This is a genomic window from Helicobacter mustelae, assembly GCF_900476215.1.
GTDB lineage: Bacteria > Campylobacterota > Campylobacteria > Campylobacterales > Helicobacteraceae > Helicobacter_H > Helicobacter_H mustelae.
Map to the genome: position 1 here is coordinate 107,687 of NZ_LS483446.1, position 22,067 is coordinate 129,753.

13 protein-coding genes, 6 tRNA genes and 3 rRNA genes are annotated in these 22,067 nt (G+C 42.7%); 12 read left to right on the forward strand and 10 right to left on the reverse strand.

Annotated elements, in window-relative coordinates:
- Window positions 1-123 precede the first annotated feature (123 nt).
- Both flgE and dapF read right to left on the reverse strand, forming a co-directional pair.
- Entirely contained in the window at window positions 124-2,274 is a 2,151-nt protein-coding gene (flgE, locus tag DQN48_RS00450; RefSeq protein ID WP_041913016.1) for a flagellar hook protein FlgE, read from the reverse strand.
- A 706-nt stretch (window positions 2,275-2,980) separates the two neighbouring features.
- Window positions 2,981-3,742, reverse strand: a complete 762-nt coding sequence (gene dapF / locus DQN48_RS00460) for a diaminopimelate epimerase (RefSeq protein ID WP_013022449.1) — start codon at window positions 3,740-3,742, stop codon at window positions 2,981-2,983.
- A gap of 240 nt (window positions 3,743-3,982) precedes the next feature.
- Here dapF and DQN48_RS00465 point away from each other — a divergent pair.
- The 4 genes from DQN48_RS00465 to DQN48_RS00480 all read left to right on the forward strand — a co-directional run bounded on the left by DQN48_RS00465 (window position 3,983) and on the right by DQN48_RS00480 (window position 4,363).
- A tRNA-Pro gene (locus tag DQN48_RS00465) sits at window positions 3,983-4,060 on the forward strand.
- A 14-nt stretch (window positions 4,061-4,074) separates the two neighbouring features.
- Window positions 4,075-4,151 (forward strand) — tRNA-His (locus DQN48_RS00470).
- A 40-nt stretch (window positions 4,152-4,191) separates the two neighbouring features.
- Window positions 4,192-4,268, forward strand: a tRNA-Arg gene (locus DQN48_RS00475).
- Window positions 4,269-4,286: 18 nt separating this feature from the next.
- A tRNA-Arg gene (locus DQN48_RS00480) sits at window positions 4,287-4,363 on the forward strand.
- Between the two features lie 267 nt (window positions 4,364-4,630).
- Here the strand turns inward: DQN48_RS00480 and DQN48_RS00485 are convergent.
- Genes DQN48_RS00485 through DQN48_RS00515 form a run of 7 tightly spaced genes read right to left on the reverse strand, consistent with a single transcriptional unit; the run spans window position 4,631 to window position 12,079 of the window.
- Window positions 4,631-6,475: an ABC transporter ATP-binding protein/permease gene (locus DQN48_RS00485; protein WP_013022450.1), complete on the reverse strand. Its 1,845-nt coding sequence runs from the start codon at window positions 6,473-6,475 to the stop codon at window positions 4,631-4,633.
- Window positions 6,472-7,425, reverse strand: a complete 954-nt coding sequence (locus DQN48_RS00490) for a GDP-L-fucose synthase family protein (protein ID WP_013022451.1) — start codon at window positions 7,423-7,425, stop codon at window positions 6,472-6,474. Before DQN48_RS00490 ends, DQN48_RS00485 begins: the two co-directional genes overlap by 4 nt.
- A gap of 11 nt (window positions 7,426-7,436) precedes the next feature.
- Complete coding sequence (locus DQN48_RS00495) at window positions 7,437-8,759, reverse strand: aminotransferase class V-fold PLP-dependent enzyme (RefSeq protein ID WP_013022452.1); 1,323 nt, start codon at window positions 8,757-8,759, stop codon at window positions 7,437-7,439.
- Window position 8,760: 1 nt separating this feature from the next.
- Window positions 8,761-9,093 carry a histidine triad nucleotide-binding protein gene (locus DQN48_RS00500; RefSeq protein WP_013022453.1) on the reverse strand — a complete coding sequence of 111 codons (333 nt, stop codon included), beginning with the start codon at window positions 9,091-9,093 and terminating at the stop codon, window positions 8,761-8,763.
- A gap of 10 nt (window positions 9,094-9,103) precedes the next feature.
- Window positions 9,104-9,946, reverse strand: coding sequence for a biotin synthase (locus tag DQN48_RS00505; protein ID WP_013022454.1), 843 nt, complete (start codon window positions 9,944-9,946; stop codon window positions 9,104-9,106).
- 9 nt (window positions 9,947-9,955) lie between these two features.
- Window positions 9,956-10,369, reverse strand: a complete 414-nt coding sequence (locus DQN48_RS00510; RefSeq protein ID WP_013022455.1) for a hypothetical protein — start codon at window positions 10,367-10,369, stop codon at window positions 9,956-9,958.
- Window positions 10,370-10,423: 54 nt separating this feature from the next.
- Window positions 10,424-12,079: a 30S ribosomal protein S1 gene (locus tag DQN48_RS00515; protein ID WP_041913018.1), complete on the reverse strand. Its 1,656-nt coding sequence runs from the start codon at window positions 12,077-12,079 to the stop codon at window positions 10,424-10,426.
- Between the two features lie 630 nt (window positions 12,080-12,709).
- Between DQN48_RS00515 and DQN48_RS00525 the strand changes: the two genes are divergently transcribed.
- The 3 genes from DQN48_RS00525 to DQN48_RS00535 all read left to right on the forward strand — a co-directional run bounded on the left by DQN48_RS00525 (window position 12,710) and on the right by DQN48_RS00535 (window position 15,286).
- Window positions 12,710-13,789: a DMT family transporter gene (locus DQN48_RS00525; RefSeq protein ID WP_013022457.1), complete on the forward strand. Its 1,080-nt coding sequence runs from the start codon at window positions 12,710-12,712 to the stop codon at window positions 13,787-13,789.
- A gap of 535 nt (window positions 13,790-14,324) precedes the next feature.
- The gene (locus tag DQN48_RS00530) at window positions 14,325-14,654 is read left to right on the forward strand and encodes an ACT domain-containing protein (protein ID WP_013022459.1); all 330 of its coding nucleotides are present in this window, start codon (window positions 14,325-14,327) and stop codon (window positions 14,652-14,654) included.
- Window positions 14,654-15,286: a LysE/ArgO family amino acid transporter gene (locus DQN48_RS00535; RefSeq protein ID WP_041913020.1), complete on the forward strand. Its 633-nt coding sequence runs from the start codon at window positions 14,654-14,656 to the stop codon at window positions 15,284-15,286. The genes DQN48_RS00530 and DQN48_RS00535 overlap by 1 nt, the downstream gene beginning before the upstream one ends.
- Before the next feature lie 72 nt (window positions 15,287-15,358).
- On the opposite strand, the gene DQN48_RS07610 is transcribed toward DQN48_RS00535, so the two are convergent.
- Complete coding sequence (locus tag DQN48_RS07610; RefSeq protein WP_158303456.1) at window positions 15,359-15,526, reverse strand: hypothetical protein; 168 nt, start codon at window positions 15,524-15,526, stop codon at window positions 15,359-15,361.
- Between the two features lie 501 nt (window positions 15,527-16,027).
- Here DQN48_RS07610 and DQN48_RS00540 point away from each other — a divergent pair.
- From DQN48_RS00540 to rrf, 5 genes are all read left to right on the forward strand, one after another.
- Window positions 16,028-17,526, forward strand: a 16S ribosomal RNA gene (locus DQN48_RS00540).
- 111 nt (window positions 17,527-17,637) lie between these two features.
- Window positions 17,638-17,714: transfer RNA gene (locus DQN48_RS00545), tRNA-Ile, on the forward strand.
- A gap of 9 nt (window positions 17,715-17,723) precedes the next feature.
- Window positions 17,724-17,799 (forward strand) — tRNA-Ala (locus DQN48_RS00550).
- 350 nt (window positions 17,800-18,149) lie between these two features.
- Window positions 18,150-21,114 (forward strand): 23S ribosomal RNA (locus DQN48_RS00555).
- Between the two features lie 146 nt (window positions 21,115-21,260).
- Window positions 21,261-21,376, forward strand: a 5S ribosomal RNA gene (rrf, locus tag DQN48_RS00560).
- Together the 16S, 23S and 5S rRNA genes with 2 tRNA genes alongside form the textbook arrangement of a ribosomal RNA operon.
- Window positions 21,377-22,067 lie beyond the last annotated feature (691 nt).

Consider the following 22,067-nt stretch of genomic DNA (forward strand, 5'->3'; position numbering starts at 1 on the left):
CAAAAAATCAATCAGAATGCATGCAAAAAACCAAGCAGGGTTGGCGCATTTGCTCAAAAATTTCTGGTAGAAATTGACATGCTTGGTTGTGATTTTCCTAGGGCGATTGCCCTAGGTGCGTGGTTATTGCTTCAAGGAGAGTAGAGTGTTTAGTATCTGATCGGAGGTGGTGACTGCTTTGGAGTTGGCTTGGAATCCCCTCTGCACTACGATGAGCTGAGTGAGGCTGCGGCTTAAGTCCACATTGCTCATTTCTAGTTTTGATCCATTTACGCTGCCCCGTCTCCCCGTATTGGCCGCGCCAATGATGGGATCTCCTGAGTTTCCGCTTGTGGAGAAGACATTGCCTCCGATGGCCTGCAAGCCTGTGTTATTGGCAAAGTTTGCTAGCGCCACTTGAGCCAGTGCCATGCTCTTGCCATTGCTAAAGCCCCCAAGGAGTGAGCCATTGGAGTCAAATCGCACATCCACCAGACTCCCTGCTTGGTAACCGTTTTGGCTGATGGCATAGGTCTCTGATTGTTTATCCACGCTGGTAAGTCCGCCAAATCCCCCGCTTTTCCCAAAGGAGAGGTTAATTCTTTGTGGGGAATCTGAGCCATTTTTGGGATCAAATTGCAAGACAGGGGGGCTCATTCCAGCCAAACTTCCATCAGAGTTGAATCGTACAGTTCCCCCCTCAAAGATATTGGGTCTTGTAGCAGATCCACCATAGAGTTCTGCTGGATCTGGTACGATGGCACGCCAGTTCCATTCTGATGTTCCGCTTTTGTAAAATTCAAAGCGAATCATATGCTTGGTGCCTAGACTATCGATGATGTCAATGCTTGTGCTATGCACTGCATGTGTGAATACCCCACTGGACGCGGATACCCCACCCTCTACTAGAGAGGAGGTGTTTAGGCCCTTCATCGTGTCTTTGAACAATACATTGTTAGTGACATTCTCTGAGGAATATCCGCTGACAAAAATATTAAGATCTTGTTTTAGCTCATCCCCATTGTCTTTGTTTTGGATTTCAAGCATGCCATATTTGTTGAATTTCACAGAGACGCTCGCAGTGCTGTCTGTATAGGCCTGGGAGGGATCTTTGATGAGGTTGGCATCATATTGGATGAGAGCTCTGAGATCCTCTGTGGTACGAAACTGTCCAGTGCCAGAGTCAGGGCTTGCTGAGGTGGTGTAGCGATATCGAAACGCTGTGATATCAGAATCTCCCTCGATGAAGTTTGCAAATGCCCCGGTTCCATCAGCAGTAATACGGATATTTTTTACCTCCGCATTTCCATCCATGTTATTTTTATTTTGGAGGCGTAGCATTCCATTGTCCACAAATGCCTCTACTCCGGTTTTTTGCTTGAGCGCATTGATTGCATTTTGCGCTGCGACCACTGAGGAGATCCCAGAGGCAGCTGAGTCATTGGTAAAAGAGATTCTAGTATGATTGATTTCGATGCTACTCTCCTCACTGGTGGCTTCGATGTCATTAACCATTTCAGAAGTCTTGTAGCTCACCCAGATCCCTTGGTTTTCTGTCAGTCCGATGGCATCTCCACTTTGGGTAAAGAGCGCGCCAAAATCCTCGGCCTTTTGTGTGAGATTGTCATGAGAATCATAGATGGGGTTTATTCCATCCACTGGAGTTTTTGTCGTGGAATCCAGCGCAAAAACATTGGCCACCTGATCTACATGTCTCCCTGCATTGAGATTGGCGCGGAGAGATATGTTGGAACTAGCACGAGCGGGCATCATCATCGCAGGATCGATTTGAATATTTTGAATTGGTTTTGTGGTGTCCACGCGGAAAAAGTCATCCTCTGAGATTTTTTCAGCATTCCTGAGATCGTCTTTCATCCATCCCTGCACGACATATCCACCATTGGTGACAAGATTGCCATTGGCATCAAAGAGGAATTCTCCATCACGGGTGAAGTTTTGAGTCTTCCCGCGATCGGGGCTGATGATAAAAAACCCATCCCCCTCAATGGCGAGATCCGTCTTGACATCTGTGTTTTGTGTGCTGCCTTGTGAAAAAACCTTCGTCGTACTATTCACATTCACACCAAGCCCCACGGAAACGTCATTCTGCCCGCCTAGGCCGCCTTTGTGAGGAGATGTGGCTATGAGCTTGGTTTGAGAGATCATATCTACAAATGAGGCACGAGAGTATTTAAAACCGGTGGTATTGACATTTGCAATATTGTTGCTTTCTACATCAAGTGCTACTTGGTGTGCTTGCATGCCGCTAACACCTGACCAAAGTGATCGTAACATATTCAAATCCTTAATCGAAATTTGTAGGTATTCAAGCAACAAGCGTTCCATAATACTCGTTTTATTTTGATGCCTTGAGGGGTTTTGGCGGTATGTCTTTGAGTTTTGGGAGTGCGGCACGAGGTTGTTGGATTTTTATGGTGAGTGGCAGGGAGTTTGATATTTTGAAATGATTACAAGATTACGCAGGGATTTTCAAGAATGTGTAGGTTTTGTTTCTTTTTTTCTAAAGCAGGGGATCATAGGGGTGAGATTATAAAAAAAAATTAATTTTCATTCATTCTTTTGTTATAGTGGGTGAGCGGGGCTGGATTTTGGACAAGTCCATCCCCCGCGGAAGTAGTGATACCTTTTTATTTATTTATCTGAAATTTTGTTTGTTTAACTCCTTTGATACTTTTAGTAATTTGTATTTATATAGAAGTGGAAGAATACAAGACCTAGCGAGAGCTAGGTTTTCTTTTTTTTGTTTTTTAGTTTCTGTTTTTGGATGTTCTTGGTTTTTCTGGGGTGAACTGCGGCAAAAACTCTGGTCCTAAAGCGAAGTTCTTGTGGTGCATCTAGTAAAGGTTTTTCTGTAGCAGCGGTGAGCAAAATCCCAAGGCAGTGGCGGGTAAAATTTCTAAACATCCGCAGGAAAATTCCAAGCAGCAGGCCCTAAAACCCAGCGTAATTGGGTTTTCAAAGATTTTTTATCCATGGTGGCCTATGCATCAATGTAGCAAGTGGCGATATGGCGCACTTTGCCCTCAAAAATGATGTTTTGCTCCTCTACTTTCAAAATTAACTCTTCTCTGCTAGGTGGTAGGCAGGTAAAGAGGCAATGGTCTGGATGCAAAAAATGATAGACTCCACTGGCTGCTGCCATACCTGTTCCACAGGCTAGGGTGATGTCTTCCACTCCGCGTTCATAGGTGTGCACATAAAGGGTTTTTGGATTTTTTGCATACACGACATTTACATTGGCATTATATTCCTCTCTGAGATCTTTGAGCTCTTGTGTGGCATATGCAGGGAGGGATTTTTGACTCTTGGCAAAGATGACTAAATGTGGCACACCTGTATCAATTTTGTAGGCATAGGAGGCATAGGAGCTGATGAGGGAGAGGGTCTCTACTGTGCTTGGCTTGCCTAGATGTGTAGCAACAGTATTTTTTTTGACATGCACCTCTATGGCGCGCGCACCTGCCCAAAAAATGTGCTGTGCCTTTGCTAGATGATGTTTGTTGGCATAGTGTGCTACACAGCGGCTGGCATTTCCGCACATGAGCGCGCTTGAACCATCAGAATTATAAAACTCCCAGGCATAGGCATAGGTTTGATGAGGCTTGAGGATGATGAAGCCATCAGCGCCAATTCCAAGATGCCTGTGGCAAAGCTCTTTGGCAAGATCTTTTGGGGAGGGGTGCTGGCAAAGATGTGTGATTAAAAAATCATTGCCGCTACCAGAGTATTTTTCAACAATCATAGAGGGTTCCAAATTTTTGACATTTTACAGAGTTTTTTTGATTTTTTTAGACTTGGTGGGGCTGGGACTTTGGAAAGACTTTTGATTTTTCTGGGAGGATGTGTGGGATTTGATTCTTTGAGAATGTTTTGGCGAGGAAAACATAAAAACATAAAGAGGAAAAAGACAAAAAACGCGCTTTAAATATTGACAAAATGTCTGTTTTTTAAGTATAATCCTGCCCTAGATACTTCAGAATATCGGGGCGTAGCGCAGTCTGGTTAGCGCACTTGGTTTGGGACCAAGGGGCCGAAGGTTCGAATCCTTTCGCCCCGACCATTCTTGTTATTATGGTGGATGTAGCTCAGTTGGTTAGAGCATCAGGTTGTGGCTCTGAGGGTCGTGGGTTCGAGCCCCATCATCCACCCCATTAATTTTTAATAAATATTGAATCCATATAACAATCAATTGCGTTCGTAGCTCAATTGGATAGAGCACCAGACTTCGGATCTGGGGGTTAGGGGTTCGACTCCCTTCGGGCGTACCACCTAACTCATTGGTTTGCGCGCTCGTAGCTCAGCTGGATAGAGCAACAGCCTTCTAAGCCGTAGGTCGCAGGTTCGACTCCTGCCGGGCGTACCACCCCATGTTCAATCTAGTTTCCCCCATCAACTCTCTCCCGTGTTTTATTGTTTTTTGTGTATTTGTGATAGGTTTTTGTCAGTGTGATTTTTTAGTAAAACCACACTTTTTTGTGGGATTTCTTAGTTTTCACATATTTCTTCTATGTATTATTTTTTTTGTGACACTTCTTCCTATTTGCTCCTTATTTACGCCTTTTATCTTTGATTATTCTCTCATTCCATTATCAAGACGGGGCACTTGATGCCATGGTTATATTTTTGTTCTCTAATGCTTTTTGCGTTGATGTGCTTTATCTTTTGCAACAGCACTTGAATGACGGCCTGAAGCACTTGATTCATTGGAAGAATGCGAAGTGCTTGAGAGGTGTGAAAGATTTGAGAGGACTTCTTCTTTTGTGGGGTGGGATTTGACTGTGCATTGATCCACGAAGATTTTGCGATCGCAATTTTCTATGGTGCTTAGGCGATGCGCGATGACTAGTAGTGTTTTGTCTTTGGCGATCTGATAGATTTCTTTCATTATGGCTTTTTCTGTGGCATCATCTAGTGCGCTGGTAGCCTCATCTAATACTAAAATATCAGGATTGCGATAAAGCGCCCTAGCAATCCCCACGCGCTGCTTTTGCCCACCGCTTAGCTGGTTACCCCCATCTCCTACCTGTGTGTTAAAGCCATCATTTTCCTCCAAAAAATCCCAAATCTTTGTCATTTTTGCCACTTCCATCAAGCGTTTTTTGTCCATTTTGCTACCAAAGGCGATGTTTTCTCCGACGCTCCCATCAAAAAGATAGATGCTTTGAGGGATGTAGCCAATTTTTTTGCGCCAAGAGCGGATGTTATCATTATTTAGCGGAGTATCATCGATGTAGATACTCCCTGCCTTTGGTTTTAAAATCCCGATGATGAGATCTACTAGGGTCGATTTTCCTGCGCCACTTTTCCCGACGAATGCGACTTTCTCGCCCTTTTTTATGTTGAGATTAAAATCGCGAAATAAGGGTTTTTTGCCCGAATAAGAAAAGCAAACATCGCGCAAGGAGATTTCATGCTCAAAATTTAGCTGTTCATCTCCCTCTAAAATCTCTTCGCTTTGCATCATCTCATAAACTTGCTCCACTCCCCTGCTCATGAAGCACATGGTGTTGTAATTATCCAAGATTCTGGAGACAGAGGGCAATACGCGATAGAGTGCGAGCGCATACATAGAGACGATTGGCAAAACTGCTTTTGCATCTCCTTGCATAAACAAAATATACCCCACGCAGGCAATTAGGATGCAAAATCCTATGGTCTCTAAAATATTGCGTGGCAGGCTCAAAAAGGTTTGATAGAGGATCTGGGCGCGCGATCTTTTGAGAGAAATCTGCTCAAAAAGCTTGAAATCCTCCTCCTCTTTGGCGCGTAGTTTGACAATTTTGAAATTGCTGAGCGTTTGGGAGAGCATCTTGAAAAATCCATCTTCACTCTTGCTCCTTGCCTGGCCTTGTTTGTCTACAGCCTTGCCCACTCCCTTGATGATTAAAATTACATTGATGCTCAAAAAAACCGTGAGCACCAAGGTCATTTTCCAACTAATGATTAATAAAATTACATACAGCAGGAGGATGACACTAACCTCTGCAAAGATGCGCAAAAAGCTATTGAGAAATTGGGAGGCATAGGAGGATTCTGTGAGGATTTTTTGGCGGATTTCATCAAGGTTTTTTTTGGAAAAGACTTCATATTCAAATCGCAGAATCTTGCGAAAAAGATTGTAGGAAAAATAATGATATTTTTGGAAGACAAAGCGATTGAGCATGTAGGTGTAGAGGATGTTGTAGCCTGCGCGAAAGACGTAGAATGCGACCAAAATCGCGGCAAAAACCAGCATGAATTGCGTGGTATTGCTAAAGCCCAAAAATTCATAAATGAGATGGGGGATTTTTTGATTGAAGATGAGCTCTGGAGTGGTGGCCAGCGTGATAAATGGCATGATGGCACCAATTCCCACTGTCTCAATCAAAGTCAGAAGCAGGGTGGCCAAAAAAAGCCCAAATAAAATGAAGCGATCGCGTCTGGTGATGAGGGATAAAACCTGCGCAATGCTACGAAAAAAGTGATTTTTTTTCATGATAGATACCACTGATAGGTTTTCTCTATCCCCTCTCTTAGCCCCACTTTTGGCTTCCATCCTAGAGCAAAAATTTTTGAACTATCCATGAGTTTTTGGTAGGTTCCATCGGGTTTGCTGGTATCAAAAACAATTCCCCCCTCAAAGCCAACAATCTCGCGCACCAATTCTGCTAATTGTGCAATGCTAATATCACTGCCATATCCAATATTTAAATGTGTATTGCGGACTTCTTTTTTTCCTTGAGTAAGCATAGAAAAATCAATCTTTTCCATCACATACACGCAAGCCTCTGCTAAATCTTTGTTGTATAAAAATTCTCGGCGCGGCTTTCCGCTACCCCAAATACTCACTTCTTTGTCTCCGCGCAGCTTGGCTTCATGGAACTTGCGGATTAGCGCGGGCAAGACATGGGAATTTTGTAAATCAAAATTATCGTTTTTGCCATAGAGATTGGTGGGCATCACGGCAATAAAATTGGTCTGATATTGCAGATTATAGGATTCACACATCTTGATTCCAGCGATTTTTGCGATGGCATAGGGCTCGTTGGTGTATTCTAGCGGGCTGGTGAGAAGAGAATCTTCGCTTAGGGGCTGGGGGGCACTTTTGGGATAAATACAGCTAGATCCCAAAAAGAGAAGTTTTTTGACTTGGTATCTATAAGCGCAATGGATGATGTGGTTTTGTATCATCAAATTTTCATAGATAAAATCTGCGCGATAGGTGTTATTGGCGATGATCCCGCCTACTTTGGCCGCGCACAAAAAAACATACTCAGGCTGCATGGTGGCAAAAAAATCCTCTACTGCGCGCATGTCCAATAAATTTAGCTCTTTTTTTGTGCGTGTTAAGAGATTGTCATAGCCTCTCTCTTGCAGGGTTTCTAAGATCGCAGAGCCCACCAGTCCACGATGGCCTGCTACAAAAATCCTGGAATCCTTTCTCATTTCTTCTCTTTTTATCTGGGTTTGAGCAAATTGTTAAGTTCGTGAATTGCGTGTAGGAGTCTTGCAATTTCATCGCGTGTATGTGTGTAGTGTAGGCTAATGCGCAGCCAGCCATAAAGGTGATCTTCTCCACGGTAAACCCCATTTTCTAGATGCAAAAGATCGTGGCCATAAGGGCCTGCACAACTGCATCCCGCTCTAGTTTGAATTTGGTAATTGTAACTAAGATAGTGCGCTAGCTCAAAGGGGGAGATTCCTTGAATATTAAAAGATAGGATTCCATAATGCTCTTGCGTGCCATAGATTTCGATATCTTTGAAAGCAGAGAGATCTTTGAGCAAAATGCGCATTAAGCTTTTCTTCTTTTGTTTGATAAGATCCTGACCAATTTCTTCTCTTAATTGATAAGCAAGCGCGGTGCGGTAAAGTTGTAAGATTGGTGGTGTACCGGCTTCTTCTCGCTCCTCTTCATCTTTGCTGTAAATCTGTGCTAAGCGATCGACATATTTTACTACTCCACCTCCTGCAAAACTAGGGGGTAATGCGGTATTTAACAAACTTTTGCGAATGCATAAAATCCCACAACCCCCTACTCCTCCTAGCAGTTTGTGAGGAGAGAGAAAGCAAGCATCAAAATAAGAGGGCTCAATGCTCATGTCCACACCGCTTGCTGCCATGTCTATGGCAATGATTGCTTTGTATTTTCTTGCAAGAGCATGGATTTCTTTTATGGGGGCAAAATTTCCTGTGACATTGGAGAGAGCATTGTAGGAAAAAATAATTTTGCGATGTTTGTTCTCCTTGAGCTTTATCTCTAGGGCCGATAGATCAAAGTTTAAATCTTTGTCTAATGGGATGCGATAAACCTCACAAATCCCCTCGCGAAAGCTTATCTCATTGCTGTGGTGCTCAAAAGAACCAACAATCACCAAGGGGATTGCATCAGAATTGATTTGCACAAAATTCCTGCTAGCAGGAGGAATATAAATCCCCAATAATTCTTGAAATTTCTTGATTGCCCCACTTGCCCCACTGCCACAGGCAATGATTGCAAATTCTTCATTTAGTCCAAAGGCTTTTGCAATGACTTTTTTGGAATGTTTGTAGAGTTCTTGCATGAACATTGCGTGTTTAGAGTGGTCTGAGTGAGTGTTGGCATAATAGGGTAGAATCTCACCAATGCGATTTTCTACCAGCGTGCTAGCAAGTCCCGAAGCGCCCCAATCAAAATACAATGCATGCTTTTTTAAGATAACGCTCTCTCGTGCGCAGTCGATTTTGTCCCCATAAATATTGAATAATTCTCGAAAGGCGGTAGCGGTGAAATTTTTCATATTATGTCAATTCCTCCCACTTTAATTTACCACCACCTAAAACATGATAGTGAAAATGGGGAATTTCTTGCCCGCCATCTTCTCCAATATTCGTGATGAGGCGATATCCAGATTCCTTAATTCCTGCTTTTTCTACTACTTCCAGTATAAAACTACTCATTTCTCCCAGGAGTTGTGGAGGCATGGTGTTGAAATCTTTGTAGGAGGCTTTGGGGACTACCAAAATATGCACTGGCGCCTTGGGGGCAATGTCATAAAATGCCAAAAACTTTTCATTTTCCAAGATTTTTTTGCTAGGAATTTCACCTTTAATAATTTTTTCAAATATATTCATAATTTTTCCTTTAGTGACATGTGGTTGCAATGTTTAGCCCATAGGCTTGCAGTTTATCAATATCGCGTTTGGGAGTGTGTCCTTTGGTGGTGAGATAATCACCAAGCACGATGGCATCAATCCCGCTTTCATAAAGTGCCTTTTGTTCCTCGCCAAATACAAGTTCTCGTCCCCCGGCAATCATTAATCGTGCATAGGGAAGATACTCGCGCGCTAGGGATACGCACTCTAGTGCCTCTTCTTTGGTAATGGTGGTTTGGGTGATGGGCAGGGCTTTGTTGTTGATGAAAAAATTGATTGTGGTGGTATGGGGTTGCAGGGAATGCAGGGCTTCTAGAAATTCCATACGCTCTTCCCAGCTCTCCCCCAGGCCAAAGATCCCGCCACTGCATAATCCAAGCCCTACCCTCAATGTATTTTCACAAGTCTCATAGCGTTCTTCCCATGTATGCGTGCTGCAGATTTTTGGAAAAAATTTTTCTGCAGTCTCTAGGTTGTGATTATAGCTAGCAATGCCATTTTCCTTGAGATAGCGCAGGGATTCCTGGCTAGCGCGCCCGCAACATGCGATGAGATGGAGATTTAAATCCTCTTTTATCAAGGATTTAGCAATGCGGGCAATATACTCGCATTTATCAGAATCCAATTCTCTCCCAGAGGTGACAAGACAAAATCCAAGTACCCCATAGCTTTTGAGCTTTTTTGCTTCAGAAAGAATTGTGTCAATGGGTTTAAATTTATAGGTTTGCACTCCCGTCTTGTAGTGCACGCTTTGGGTGCAATATGCACAGTCTTCTGGGCAATTTCCGCTACTTACATTGGAAATTGAGCATAAAAAGATTTCTTTTTTCATAATTGCTTCCTAGTTTTTTTTGTACTGGATTCCGTAATAATTCAGAATTTTTAGGATTTTTTGATCCTCTTGCTCGGGGAGATAGAGGATGACATCAAGATTTTTGGCGCTTTGGTTTGTGGCAAAATGAATCTTTTTTTCTTCTAAGATTTCTCTCAGGCAAAAAAAGACATAAGAATCTAGACCTTCGATCACAAAGCGATGAGATGGGGTGGGGGAGGATAGGAAATTGACTTCAAAATCTGCTTCTGCCACGGGATAGGAGAAGTCCTTTTTTTGGGATAAGGAGTCTAGCCATTCTTCATTATTTGCGGAAGTTTTAATCTCACGATCTTTTCTTGTATAGTTATATTGATAGATTTTTTGATTTTCTATGACGTGGTTTTTGTACGCCAAAAGAGCATAAGTGATGCCTAGGAACACTAAGACTATGAAAAAAACGATAGAGACTTTAGCGATCCTGGGCATTCTGGAGAATTAGAGCTGACCTTTGATTTTGTCGCCCAATGTCATTTTTTTGTTAGAATTAAAGCTCTTGATGTCTTCTCTTTCTTGTTGGCGTTCTAGCCTCCTCATCGAGACTCGGACCTTGTTGCTAGAGGGGTCAATGTAGGCAATGGCACCTCTTAATTTCATTCCCTTGGTGATGTCTTGCTTGGCAATTCCGCTGAGATCTTCATTTCTGATGAGCGCATCGATACCCTCAACCTCTATAAACACGCCAAAATCCTTGACATCCACCACTGTTCCCTCGATGGCATCATCTACTTTGTATTTTTTGGCAAATCTATCAGCGGGAGATTCTTCAAGCACTCTCATGCTAAGAGATATGCGCTCGTTTTTAGTGTCGATTTTAATGATTTTTACTTTGAGGATGTCGCCCTGCTTGAAATGATCTTTGCATTTTTTATCCTTGTCCCAGAAAGCATCTTCATTGTGCAGCAATCCATCAATAGCTCCTAGATTGATGAATGCTCCAAAATCCGTAAGTGTCTCTACCCTACCCTCAACTACATCGCCTTCTTTGTATTTTTTGGCAAATTCTGCGAAGGGTCTTTCGGTAAGTTTTTTGAGAGAAACTCTAAGGCGGCGCTCTTCGAGATTGATTTCAATAATCTCTACATCAAGCTCCTGTCCGATGTTTAGGCATTCTTGAGGATGTTTGATGTCTTTGCTCCAAGAAATCTCTGAGATGTGCAAGAAGCCCTCTAGATCATTGCCAATATCCACGAATGCACCATAAGGCTCGATATTACTGACATTGGCCTTGATGGCATAGCCTACCTTGAGTTCTTTGATGATTTCCTTCCAGGGATCTTCCTGTAGAGCCTTGATGGAATAGGACAGGCGCTTTTTTTCTTCATCATAAGCAATCGCCTTGACTTGCACATTATCGCCTTCTTTGTAAAACTTCGCCGGATTCACTGGGCCGCGATGAGTGATCTCTGTGTAGTGCACTAGACCCTCCACTCCATCTACGCTCACAAACATGCCAAAGCTTGTGATCCTCTTGACAACGCCATCGAGTGGACTCTGGATTTCCATGATCTTTTTTGCACTTTCGCTGTGATTTCTATTTACCAGGTCAAAAAATCTCTTCCGCGAAACAATAATACTATTTTCCTCAGGTTTGACATTGATGATGCAAACTTCTACTCTCTTGCCCTTATCTTCTTTAGCAGAGGCATGAAACTTTGGCATGAAATACTCAACCCCATCCGCTTCTAGGATCACGCCGCCTTTGTTTTTGCGAATAATCTTGGCCTCGATTACTTTGTCCTTATAATCCTCCCCTAGGCTTTGGATTTTTTCTTGAATCTTTTGATGACGCAACACTTTTTTATGCGAAACACTGAAACGATCGTGTCCGCCTCTGCTCACGTATACAGTGATCTTATCGCCTTCTTGGAAGAGCAGATTCCCTTGCCCATCTCTGATTTCTTCGGTAGGAAATCTTCCTTCTACTTTTTCTCCAATGTCCACCATGGTAAAATCTGGAGTGATTTTCACAATCACTGCTTCTTTTGTAGCTCCCACTTCGCCTTGTTTTTGGCTTTCTTCAAACATAGTAGCGAAATCCTCACCGCTATCATATTGCTCCAAGTAGCTGTCACTGTCCAAATTTATTCTCATCAAAAAACCCTTGCAAATATTTTTCCTGTTATCTTATCTTATTTTTGCTTAACATTTCTGCCTTTGGGGGTTTTTCCAGTTTTTGCAATCCATAAAAGAGAAATAATATTTTTTAATATTTAATTTATCTTGGTTATTTGTTAGAATTATTTTAATAAAAATAAAAAAATACGCGAAAATTTGTAATTGTTTCCAATAGGAAATTTTTTTGTGAGCACCTTTTATGGCGTAAACATTTGTAGTACTTTTTGTGACATGATATTGTGAAAAGAATTGCAATGAGACTGGTAAAATCATTTTTTTTAGCCATGGGCAACAGACTTTGAAATCGCGTAAAAACTCACGTGCTTAAGTGCTTGTACATGGCTAAGTATAATCAACTGTGTCCGCCAAATCAAACCACACAAAGCCAAATGTGACAAATCACTAAGCCTGGTGCTAAATGATTTTTGTTTGTAAGTGAAGAGTGATTTTCTGAGTGCATCAGACTGTAAAATTCAATGTCAAGCTAGCTGCATTATTGGAGTTTATTTCTGTGGGATTTTTATGAGCTCAAAGTTTTTTAAGCGCTTTTGTGGCAGAATCCCCCTCTGATTTAAGTTTTGTAATAACCAAAGCAAGGAGGATTCTATGGATCATGCAAATACGCGCGTGGGCCCGATGACTTATGTGATTTTTCTCCTAGGGATTTTGTTCTTGTCCTTTACGGCCCCTTGGCAGAAAATGTCCAATTTTGACCCAGCCACAGGAGCATTTTTGCGCTGTCTTGGTGGGGCGCTAGTTTTGGTGCCCTTTGCTTTCATGGAGGCTGGCAAAAAGGGCTGGCTGAATGCAAGGGGCATTTGGCTTTCTGTTCTGGCGGGATTGGTTTTGGGCATTGATTTCACTGCTTGGAATTATTCTATCTTCTTTGTGGGTTCTGGCATTGCTTCGATTTTGCTAAACATTCAAGTGATCATTTTGCCAGCGCTAGCGTTTTTTGTTGATAGGGAGAGGATCCCTCTGAGCTACTACATCCTAGCGCCCATCATGCTTGCGGGCGTGGTCTTGGCTGGAGGAGCGCTAGAGCATGGCATCGTAGATCCCAACGGTCCTCAAGAAGTCTTTGGCATGAGCATCATGGCAGTGGGTACGATTTTTGGTCTGACTTCGGGCTGCTGTTATGGCGTGTATTTGTTTGCTAGCAGGAGGGCTGCTCGCATTAATCAAGGTCAGGTCGTGCAGCCTATTATGATTGCTTCTTTTGCACAGCTCCTAGCCCCTACTATCTGGGCTTATTTGATCACTGGCAATGGCTTTGATTTTCATGCCGGCGTCATGGTGGATGCAGCGCAGAGCTTTGGGGATACACTGCGAGGATTGAGGGAGATGCGCCTGCCAAAAGATGAAATTGAGCAGCTTACAAGCTTTCTGCATCCTGTGACTGCGGGCGATCCTATCAATGGTATGAGCTGGTTTTGGATGCTTGTGGAATGCGTCTTGGGTCAGGCATGTGCGTGGACTTTTGCACAATATGGCAGCGTGAAGCTAAACCCAACCCTAGGAGCTGGGCTGCTCATCCTAAGCCCTGTGGCTACTGTTGCGATTATCGCTCCATTCTTGTTTGGGGAGACCTTGTCGGTCTTACAGATCTTTGGCGTTATTGTTGCGCTCCTAGCCGTGGCATATCAAAATGGCTTATTCAAAGCAATTTTTAGCAAAAAGCACTAAGCGGGGTGTTGAGCTAGCTTGGCAGCCTGGCTTGGGTGATGCTAGCATTGATGCTTTTGGTGAGATGTTGGCTTAGGCGTTCACAACTTTGATGAAATAGTGGCTTGATCTTCAAGCTCATTTATAACATGATGAATCTTATCACTAGCGGCCCAAAAATCTCTAACATCTTAGGATGTACATTTAAAAAACACCAATACATGGGGTGCTAGACAAACCCCTTCCCAACCCCCCCCCTCAAAAGATCTTTTTTGCAAATTTTCATAAAATTTCTTATGCTTAAGGATTGCCTAAGGAAAGAATGTGTATTTTTTGTCTAAAGCGAAACAAAGCTTACCAGATCTTGTGATTCGTGGTTCCTTATTAAAGCTCTTTGCTTTGAATAGAATCTGCAAACAAAGGATGCTCTAACATGGATATTCAAATACCCATCTTCTTATTTGATTATAAAGATATAGGAGTGGATTTTGCTGCTTTAAAATCTGAGGTTGCTTCTTAGAAGCAGCATTGGTTTTTTTAATATAGAGATAATCCAATGAAAATAGGAACCTTAGAAGCAGAATTTTTTATTTATAAAGCAGCAGAGAAACCCCTAATAGACAAAAACATCTTTTGTCTTATGCAAGAGGTAGATGGTTTTAGTATTGTTTCATTTGCCCATAAACAAAAGCATTTCCCTATTTTTAAAGCATTTTATTTGGATGAATTAAATGATTTGAATGAGAGTGGAATCCTCTATAAAGTTTTGAAACCCCTTAAAGAAAATAATATCAGTGTATTAGTGGCGTCAGCTTTCGATTATATTTTTGTAGATAAAAATTATTTTAAACAAGCACTAAGTTTAGTTAAGGGATTGGAGAATTGATGTTGCTTTTCTTTAAGGGTTTCTTGCTCTCCCTCTCTTTAATTGTTGCCATTGGCGCACAGAATGCTTTTATTATCAAGCAGGGCATAAGTCGAAATCATATTTTTATAGTCAGTGGAATTTGTTTTGTCTGTGATGTTATTTTAATGGGGCTTGGGGTTTTTGGAGTAGGGGAGTTTTTAGCCAAAAACAGAATCTTAAATTTACTCATTGCATCAGTTGGGATTCTTTTTGTCTTGTATTATGGATTTCTTTCTTTAAAATCTGCTTTTTTATCGCAATCAGGCTTTGAAATTTCTCAGGGAAATAAATTATCCCTTCAAAAAACAATTTTATTAACCTTAGCAGTTACCCTTTTAAATCCTCATGTATATCTAGACACCGTTTTTGTAATAGGTGCTTCTGCATTAATGTTTTCCCCTGAGGAAAAGATTATTTTTGCCTCTGGGGCATTGGCTGCGTCTTTCTTATGGTTTTTTGGTTTGGGGTATGGTGCTTTGAGATTAAGTCAGATTCTTATGAAAATGATTAAAATCATAGACATTCTTATAGCGGTTATCATATTTTTTGTGGCTTTCTCACTTATCCGCTATGTTTTGCTTTCTTTTTCTATTAAGCCTTCTGCGACATAATCGCACTTCCATATTCCTGGTCACTCTTCTTTATGCCAAGCGACTTCCCATTCACAGAGCATCCCATACATGCTAGGAATCTCTGCTAAGACCAGAACTAATCCGACAAACATCTACGCGGCGCACAACCCTTGCAGGAGTGCTGATATCGCGATTCCTGCGTGCTCTAGCATTGCCTTCTCTTGCATTTAAAGAAAATCCCCTTTCTTTGCAAAAAACTTTTTTCCATAAAATTTCCATCAAATTTCTTTGGCTTAAGGATTATCTAAGGAAATAATGTGTACTATTTCACTTCCTAAAGCGAAACAAAGCTTACCAAATCTTGTGATTCCTTTTAAAGAACTTTGCTTTGAGTAGAATTTGAAAAACACATTTTGTCGGTTTTGTTGTTGAATTTTAGGTTGTTCTTTTACTAGATTTAATATTGTTTATGTTCGAAGTAAAACTTACTTGGCATTAATATATTTTATTTGGTGGTGATCTTTGAAATCTAAGCAAGAGATTTTAAATTTGATTACACTTATTTCCCAAAAACTTTTCTCAAGAGTTTTTGCAGAGATATTTTGACAATTTAAATTTCTTAGCAATTTTATTTTTTACAACTCTGTTTATACTTTAATTTTTTAAGTCTAAACTTGTGATAGAGAGAAAAAGCTAAGAGTTCGGGAAAGAATTTCCATTTCATTATGGAGAGTTTTTGTCTGCATTTATTTATATGTGGGCTCAAACTTCCTTCATTTCATTATGGAGAGTTTGATCCTGGCTCAGAGTGAACGCTGGCGGCGTGCCTAATACATGCAAGTCGAACGATGAAGCTTCTAGCTTGCTAGAAGTGGATTAGTGGCGCACGGGTGAGTAACGCATAGGTTATGTGCCCCATAGTCTGGGATAGCCACTGGAAACGGTGATTAATACTGGATACTCCCTACGGGGGAAAGTTTTTCGCTATGGGATCAGCCTATGTCCTATCAGCTTGTTGGTGAGGTAATGGCTCACCAAGGCTATGACGGGTATCCGGCCTGAGAGGGTGATCGGACACACTGGAACTGAGACACGGTCCAGACTCCTACGGGAGGCAGCAGTAGGGAATATTGCTCAATGGGCGAAAGCCTGAAGCAGCAACGCCGCGTGGAGGATGAAGGTTTTAGGATTGTAAACTCCTTTTCTAAGAGAAGATAATGACGGTATCTTAGGAATAAGCACCGGCTAACTCCGTGCCAGCAGCCGCGGTAATACGGAGGGTGCAAGCGTTACTCGGAATCACTGGGCGTAAAGAGCGCGTAGGCGGAGTAATAAGTCAGATGTGAAATCCTGTAGCTTAACTACAGAACTGCATTTGAAACTGTTATTCTAGAGTGTGGGAGAGGTAGGTGGAATTCTTGGTGTAGGGGTAAAATCCGTAGAGATCAAGAGGAATACTCATTGCGAAGGCGACCTACTGGAACATTACTGACGCTGATGCGCGAAAGCGTGGGGAGCAAACAGGATTAGATACCCTGGTAGTCCACGCCCTAAACGATGAATGCTAGTTGTTGGGGTGCTTGTCACTCCAGTAATGCAGTTAACACATTAAGCATTCCGCCTGGGGAGTACGGTCGCAAGATTAAAACTCAAAGGAATAGACGGGGACCCGCACAAGCGGTGGAGCATGTGGTTTAATTCGATGCTACGCGAAGAACCTTACCTAGGCTTGACATTGATAGAATCTGCTAGAAATAGCGGAGTGTCTAGTTTACTAGACCTTGAAAACAGGTGCTGCACGGCTGTCGTCAGCTCGTGTCGTGAGATGTTGGGTTAAGTCCCGCAACGAGCGCAACCCTCGTTCTTAGTTGCTAGCAGTTCGGCTGAGCACTCTAAGAAGACTGCCTTCGTAAGGAGGAGGAAGGTGAGGACGACGTTAAGTCATCATGGCCCTTACGCCTAGGGCTACACACGTGCTACAATGGGGTGCACAAAGAGACGCAATACCGCGAGGTGGAGCAAATCTCAAAAACATCTCTCAGTTCGGATTGTAGTCTGCAACTCGACTACATGAAGCTGGAATCGCTAGTAATCGTGAATCAGCCATGTCACGGTGAATACGTTCCCGGGTCTTGTACTCACCGCCCGTCACACCATGGGAGTTGTATTCGCCTTAAGCCGGGATGCTAAATTGGCTACCGTCCACGGCGGATGCAGCGACTGGGGTGAAGTCGTAACAAGGTAACCGTAGGTGAACCTGCGGTTGGATCACCTCCTTTCTAGAGTAAGATCAAGGTATTTGTTTATCTTGATAAAAAATAAGTGTAAAAAGAATTTTTAACTCTTGCTTAGTTTTCAGAGATTCTATCAAATGAGTATCGTCCTTGTAGGGGCTTATAGCTCAGGTGGTTAGAGCGCACCCCTGATAAGGGTGAGGTCAGAGGTTCAAGTCCTCTTAAGCCCACCATTCATTAGAGGGGAATTAGCTCAGCTGGGAGAGCGCCTGCTTTGCACGCAGGAGGTCAGCGGTTCGATCCCGCTATTCTCCACCAATGACTTACTTCAAAGCAATAGAATCTTTTTGTTAGTCTAATGTAAATTCTCTTAAGAATGAATCAAGAGATTTGAATCAAGAGATTTAGAAAAGCAAAAGCAAGCTTGAAAAGAGTTTGCAATAAAAATCTTTCTAATCTCACAGTATTCTCTATAGGATTTACATTAGGCTAAGCCTAAGTGTTTTTTAATTTATTATTGTTAAGCCTATGAATAGTAATAAGACTACAATTACCTCTGTTTTTATTGGAAGTAGAAATACATTCAATAAGGCAGTGATAACTTTAGAATACTTAACTATTTTATCCATACTTTAAGAGCATCATAAGAACTTTTAGATCTTATGTGAAAATAAGCTTTTAAGGGCAGATGGTGGATGCCTTGGAAGAGAGAGGCGATGAAGGACGTACTAGACTGCGATAAGCTACGGGGAGCTGTCAAGAAGCTTTGATCCGTAGATTTCCGAATGGGACAACCCAACTAGCACTAGCTAGTTACCTTTAATGGAGCGAACCCAGCGAAGTGAAACATCTCAGTAGCTGGAGGAAAAGAAATCAAATGAGATTCTCTTAGTAGCGGCGAGCGAACGGGGAAGAGGGCAAACCGAATGCTTGCATTCGGGGTTGAGGACTGCGACATCCACTGAGATCATTTAGTAGAACAATCTGGAAAGTTTGGCGACACAGGGTGATAGCCCCGTATACGAAAGATGATTTCTAGGTAGCAGGATCCAGAGTAGGCCAGGACACGTGAAATCCGGGCTGAAGCCGGGGAGACCACTCTCCAACCCTAAATACTACTCTCTTACCGATAGTGCACAAGTACCGTGAGGGAAAGGTGAAAAGAACCGCAGTGAGCGGAGTGAAATAGAACCTGAAACCATCTGCCTACAATCATTCAGAGCCCTATGATACATCCCATAAAGTTTTACTTTATAGCGCGTATCTCAATAATTATATCATTGGAGTCTCCATAAGATCGTAAGGTTTTATGGGGTGTATCAGGGTGATGGACTGCCTTTTGCATAATGATCCTGCGAGTTGTGGTATCTGGCAAGGTTAAACAAACGTGAAGCCGTAGCGAAAGCGAGTCTGAAAGGGCGCTTAGTCAGATGCTGCAGACCCGAAGCTGAGTGATCTATCCATGGCCAAGTTGAAGTAAGTGTAATAGCTTATGGAGGACTGAACTCGTACCCATTGAAACGGGTTGGGATGAGCTGTGGATAGGGGTGAAAGGCCAAACAAACTCAGTGATAGCTGGTTCTCTTCGAAATATATTTAGGTATAGCCTCAAGTGATAGTAATAGGGGGTAGAGCTCTGATTGGGCTAGGGCTGCTCACCGCGGTACCAAACCCTGTCAAACTTCAAATACCTATTACCGTATCTTGGGAGTCAGGCGGTGGGTGATAAAATCAATCGTCAAGAGGGAAACAACCCAGACTACCAACTAAGGTCCCCAAGTTCTATTCTAAGTGGAAAAAGATGTGGAGTTACTCAGACAACCAGGAGGTTGGCTTAGAAGCAGCCATCCTTTAAAGAAAGCGTAACAGCTCACTGGTCTAGTGATTCTGCGCTGAAAATATAACGGGGCTAAGATAGACACCGAAGTTGTAGATTGTGCTTTGCACAGTGGTAGAAGAGCGTTCGTATCTGCGTTGAAGGTATACCGGTAAGGAGTGCTGGAGCGATGCGAAGTGAGCATGCAGGAATGAGTAGCGATAAAATATGTGAGAATCATATTCGCCGTAAATCTAAGGTTTCCTACGCTATGCTCGTCATCGTAGGGTTAGTCGGGTCCTAAGACAAGTCCGAAAGGGGTAGTCGATGGAAAATGGGTTAATATTCCCATACCAACCATTGTGTGCGATGGGGGGACGCATAGGGTTAAGTGCGCTAACTGATGGAATAGTTAGTTTAAGAGTGTAAGTTGGGAGATAGGCAAATCCACTCCTGTATCACAAGCTCGATGAGCTCTTTGAAGTCTTCGGATGGATAAGAGTGTCACTGATACCGTCGTGCCAAGAAAAGCCTCTAAGTTTAGCAATGGTTGCCCGTACCGCAAACCGACACAGGTAGATGAGATGAGTATTCTAAGGCGCGTGAAAGAACTCTCTTTAAGGAACTCTGCAAACTAGCACCGTAAGTTCGCGATAAGGTGTGCCTATGAAAGTAGGTCTCAGCAAAGAGTCCCTCCCGACTGTTTACCAAAAACACAGCACTTTGCCAACTCGTAAGAGGAAGTATAAGGTGTGACGCCTGCCCGGTGCTCGAAGGTTAAGAGGATGAGTCAGTCAGCAATGATGAAGCTTTGAATTGAAGCCCGAGTAAACGGCGGCCGTAACTATAACGGTCCTAAGGTAGCGAAATTCCTTGTCGGTTAAATACCGACCTGCATGAATGGCGTAACGAGATGGGAGCTGTCTCAAAGAGAGATTCAGTGAAATTGTAGTGGAGGTGAAAATTCCTCCTACCCGCGGCAAGACGGAAAGACCCCGTGGACCTTTACTACAGCTTGGCACTGCCGATGGGAGCATTATGCGCAGGATAGGTGGGAGGCTTTGAAATCTTCACTCCGGTGGAGATGGAGCCATCCTTGAGATACCACCCTTAATGTTTCTGTCTGCTAACTGGCTTGAGTTATCCTCAAGCAGGACAATGCCTGGTGGGTAGTTTGACTGGGGCGGTCGCCTCCTAAAAAGTAACGGAGGCTTGCAAAGGTTGGCTCATTGCGGTTGGAAATCGCAAGTTGAGTGTAATGGCATAAGCCAGCCTGACTGTAAGACAAACAAGTCGAGCAGAGACGAAAGTCGGTCATAGTGATCCGGTGGTTCTGTGTGGAAGGGCCATCGCTCAAAGGATAAAAGGTACCCCGGGGATAACAGGCTGATCTCCCCCAAGAGCTCACATCGACGGGGAGGTTTGGCACCTCGATGTCGGCTCATCGCATCCTGGGGCTGGAGCAGGTCCCAAGGGTATGGCTGTTCGCCATTTAAAGCGGTACGCGAGCTGGGTTCAGAACGTCGTGAGACAGTTCGGTCCCTATCTGCCGTGGGCGTAGGAAAGTTGAGGAGAGCTGTCCCTAGTACGAGAGGACCGGGATGGACATGCCACTAGTGTACCAGTTGTTCTGCCAAGAGCATCGCTGGGTAGCTACGCATGGATGTGATAACCGCTGAAAGCATCTAAGCGGGAAGCCAACTCCAAGATAAACTTTCCCTAAGGTCGCAAGAAGACTACTTGCTTGATAGGTTGGGTGTGTAAGTATAGTAATATATTTAGCTGACCAATACTAATTGACCGTTTGGCTTATTTTTATGTGATAAGACTTAAGTATTTGTTATCACTGCCTTATTGAGTGTATTTGGTTTTATTCTTTTAGGCTTAGCAATGAAGAGATTTCCTAGATATAAGAAGGAAGATGGAATTAAGAGCAAATGCGATTTGTTTTTAATTCCCTTTTCCTTGTGTCTATAGAGAGAAGGAAACACCCAGCTCCATTCCGAACCTGGCAGTTAAGCTTCTCTTCGCTGATGATACTGCACCTTTCAGGTGTGGGAACGTAGGTCGATGCAGGGTTAGGGAAATCTCCTTATTTTTTGAATCTGCTTTTATTTATTCGTTCCTTGTTTAGTTTTATGTTACCCTTTGTTCTTTCCTTGTAGTTTCGTTTTGTTCCTTTATTTTTTATAGATCCAAGAAAGAAAAAGGGTGGATCTTCCCAGTTAAACATTCTTGAGTTTCCTGACATTTGTGGTTGATTTTCATGCTTTTTTACATTAGAGAGATTGGGTGTGTAAGTATAGTAATATCTTTAGCCAACCAATACCAATTGAGCGTTTGGTTTATGTGATAAAACTTTGCTATCCGCTTTATTGAGTATATGGTTTTTCTGTCCAATGGTGCGCGATAAAAACTTGGAGTGCTTAGGATTTTTTTGCGACAGGAATGCTTTTGGGAGGAGAAAAATTCTTTTAAAGCTTGGCATGATTGAGAGTGTAAATTGATGAAAATCTAAAATGCGTATAAAAGCTCTGCATTTGATGTGGCGACCTTAAGAGAAGAATGGGTTTATTGCGATTTGGGCTAAGGAATCAGGTCTCAAAGTCATCGCCTTGCAGAAGGATGGCTGCCAGATAGATTTTGCAAAAATGAAAATGAGTAAAAAATTCTCAAGATTCTCAAGCGACCTTGTGCATTTGAAATCCCAAAAATTCATAAAGATTGCAAAAGCCTGTAAAATCATAAAATCCTGCGCCCATCTCCCAAC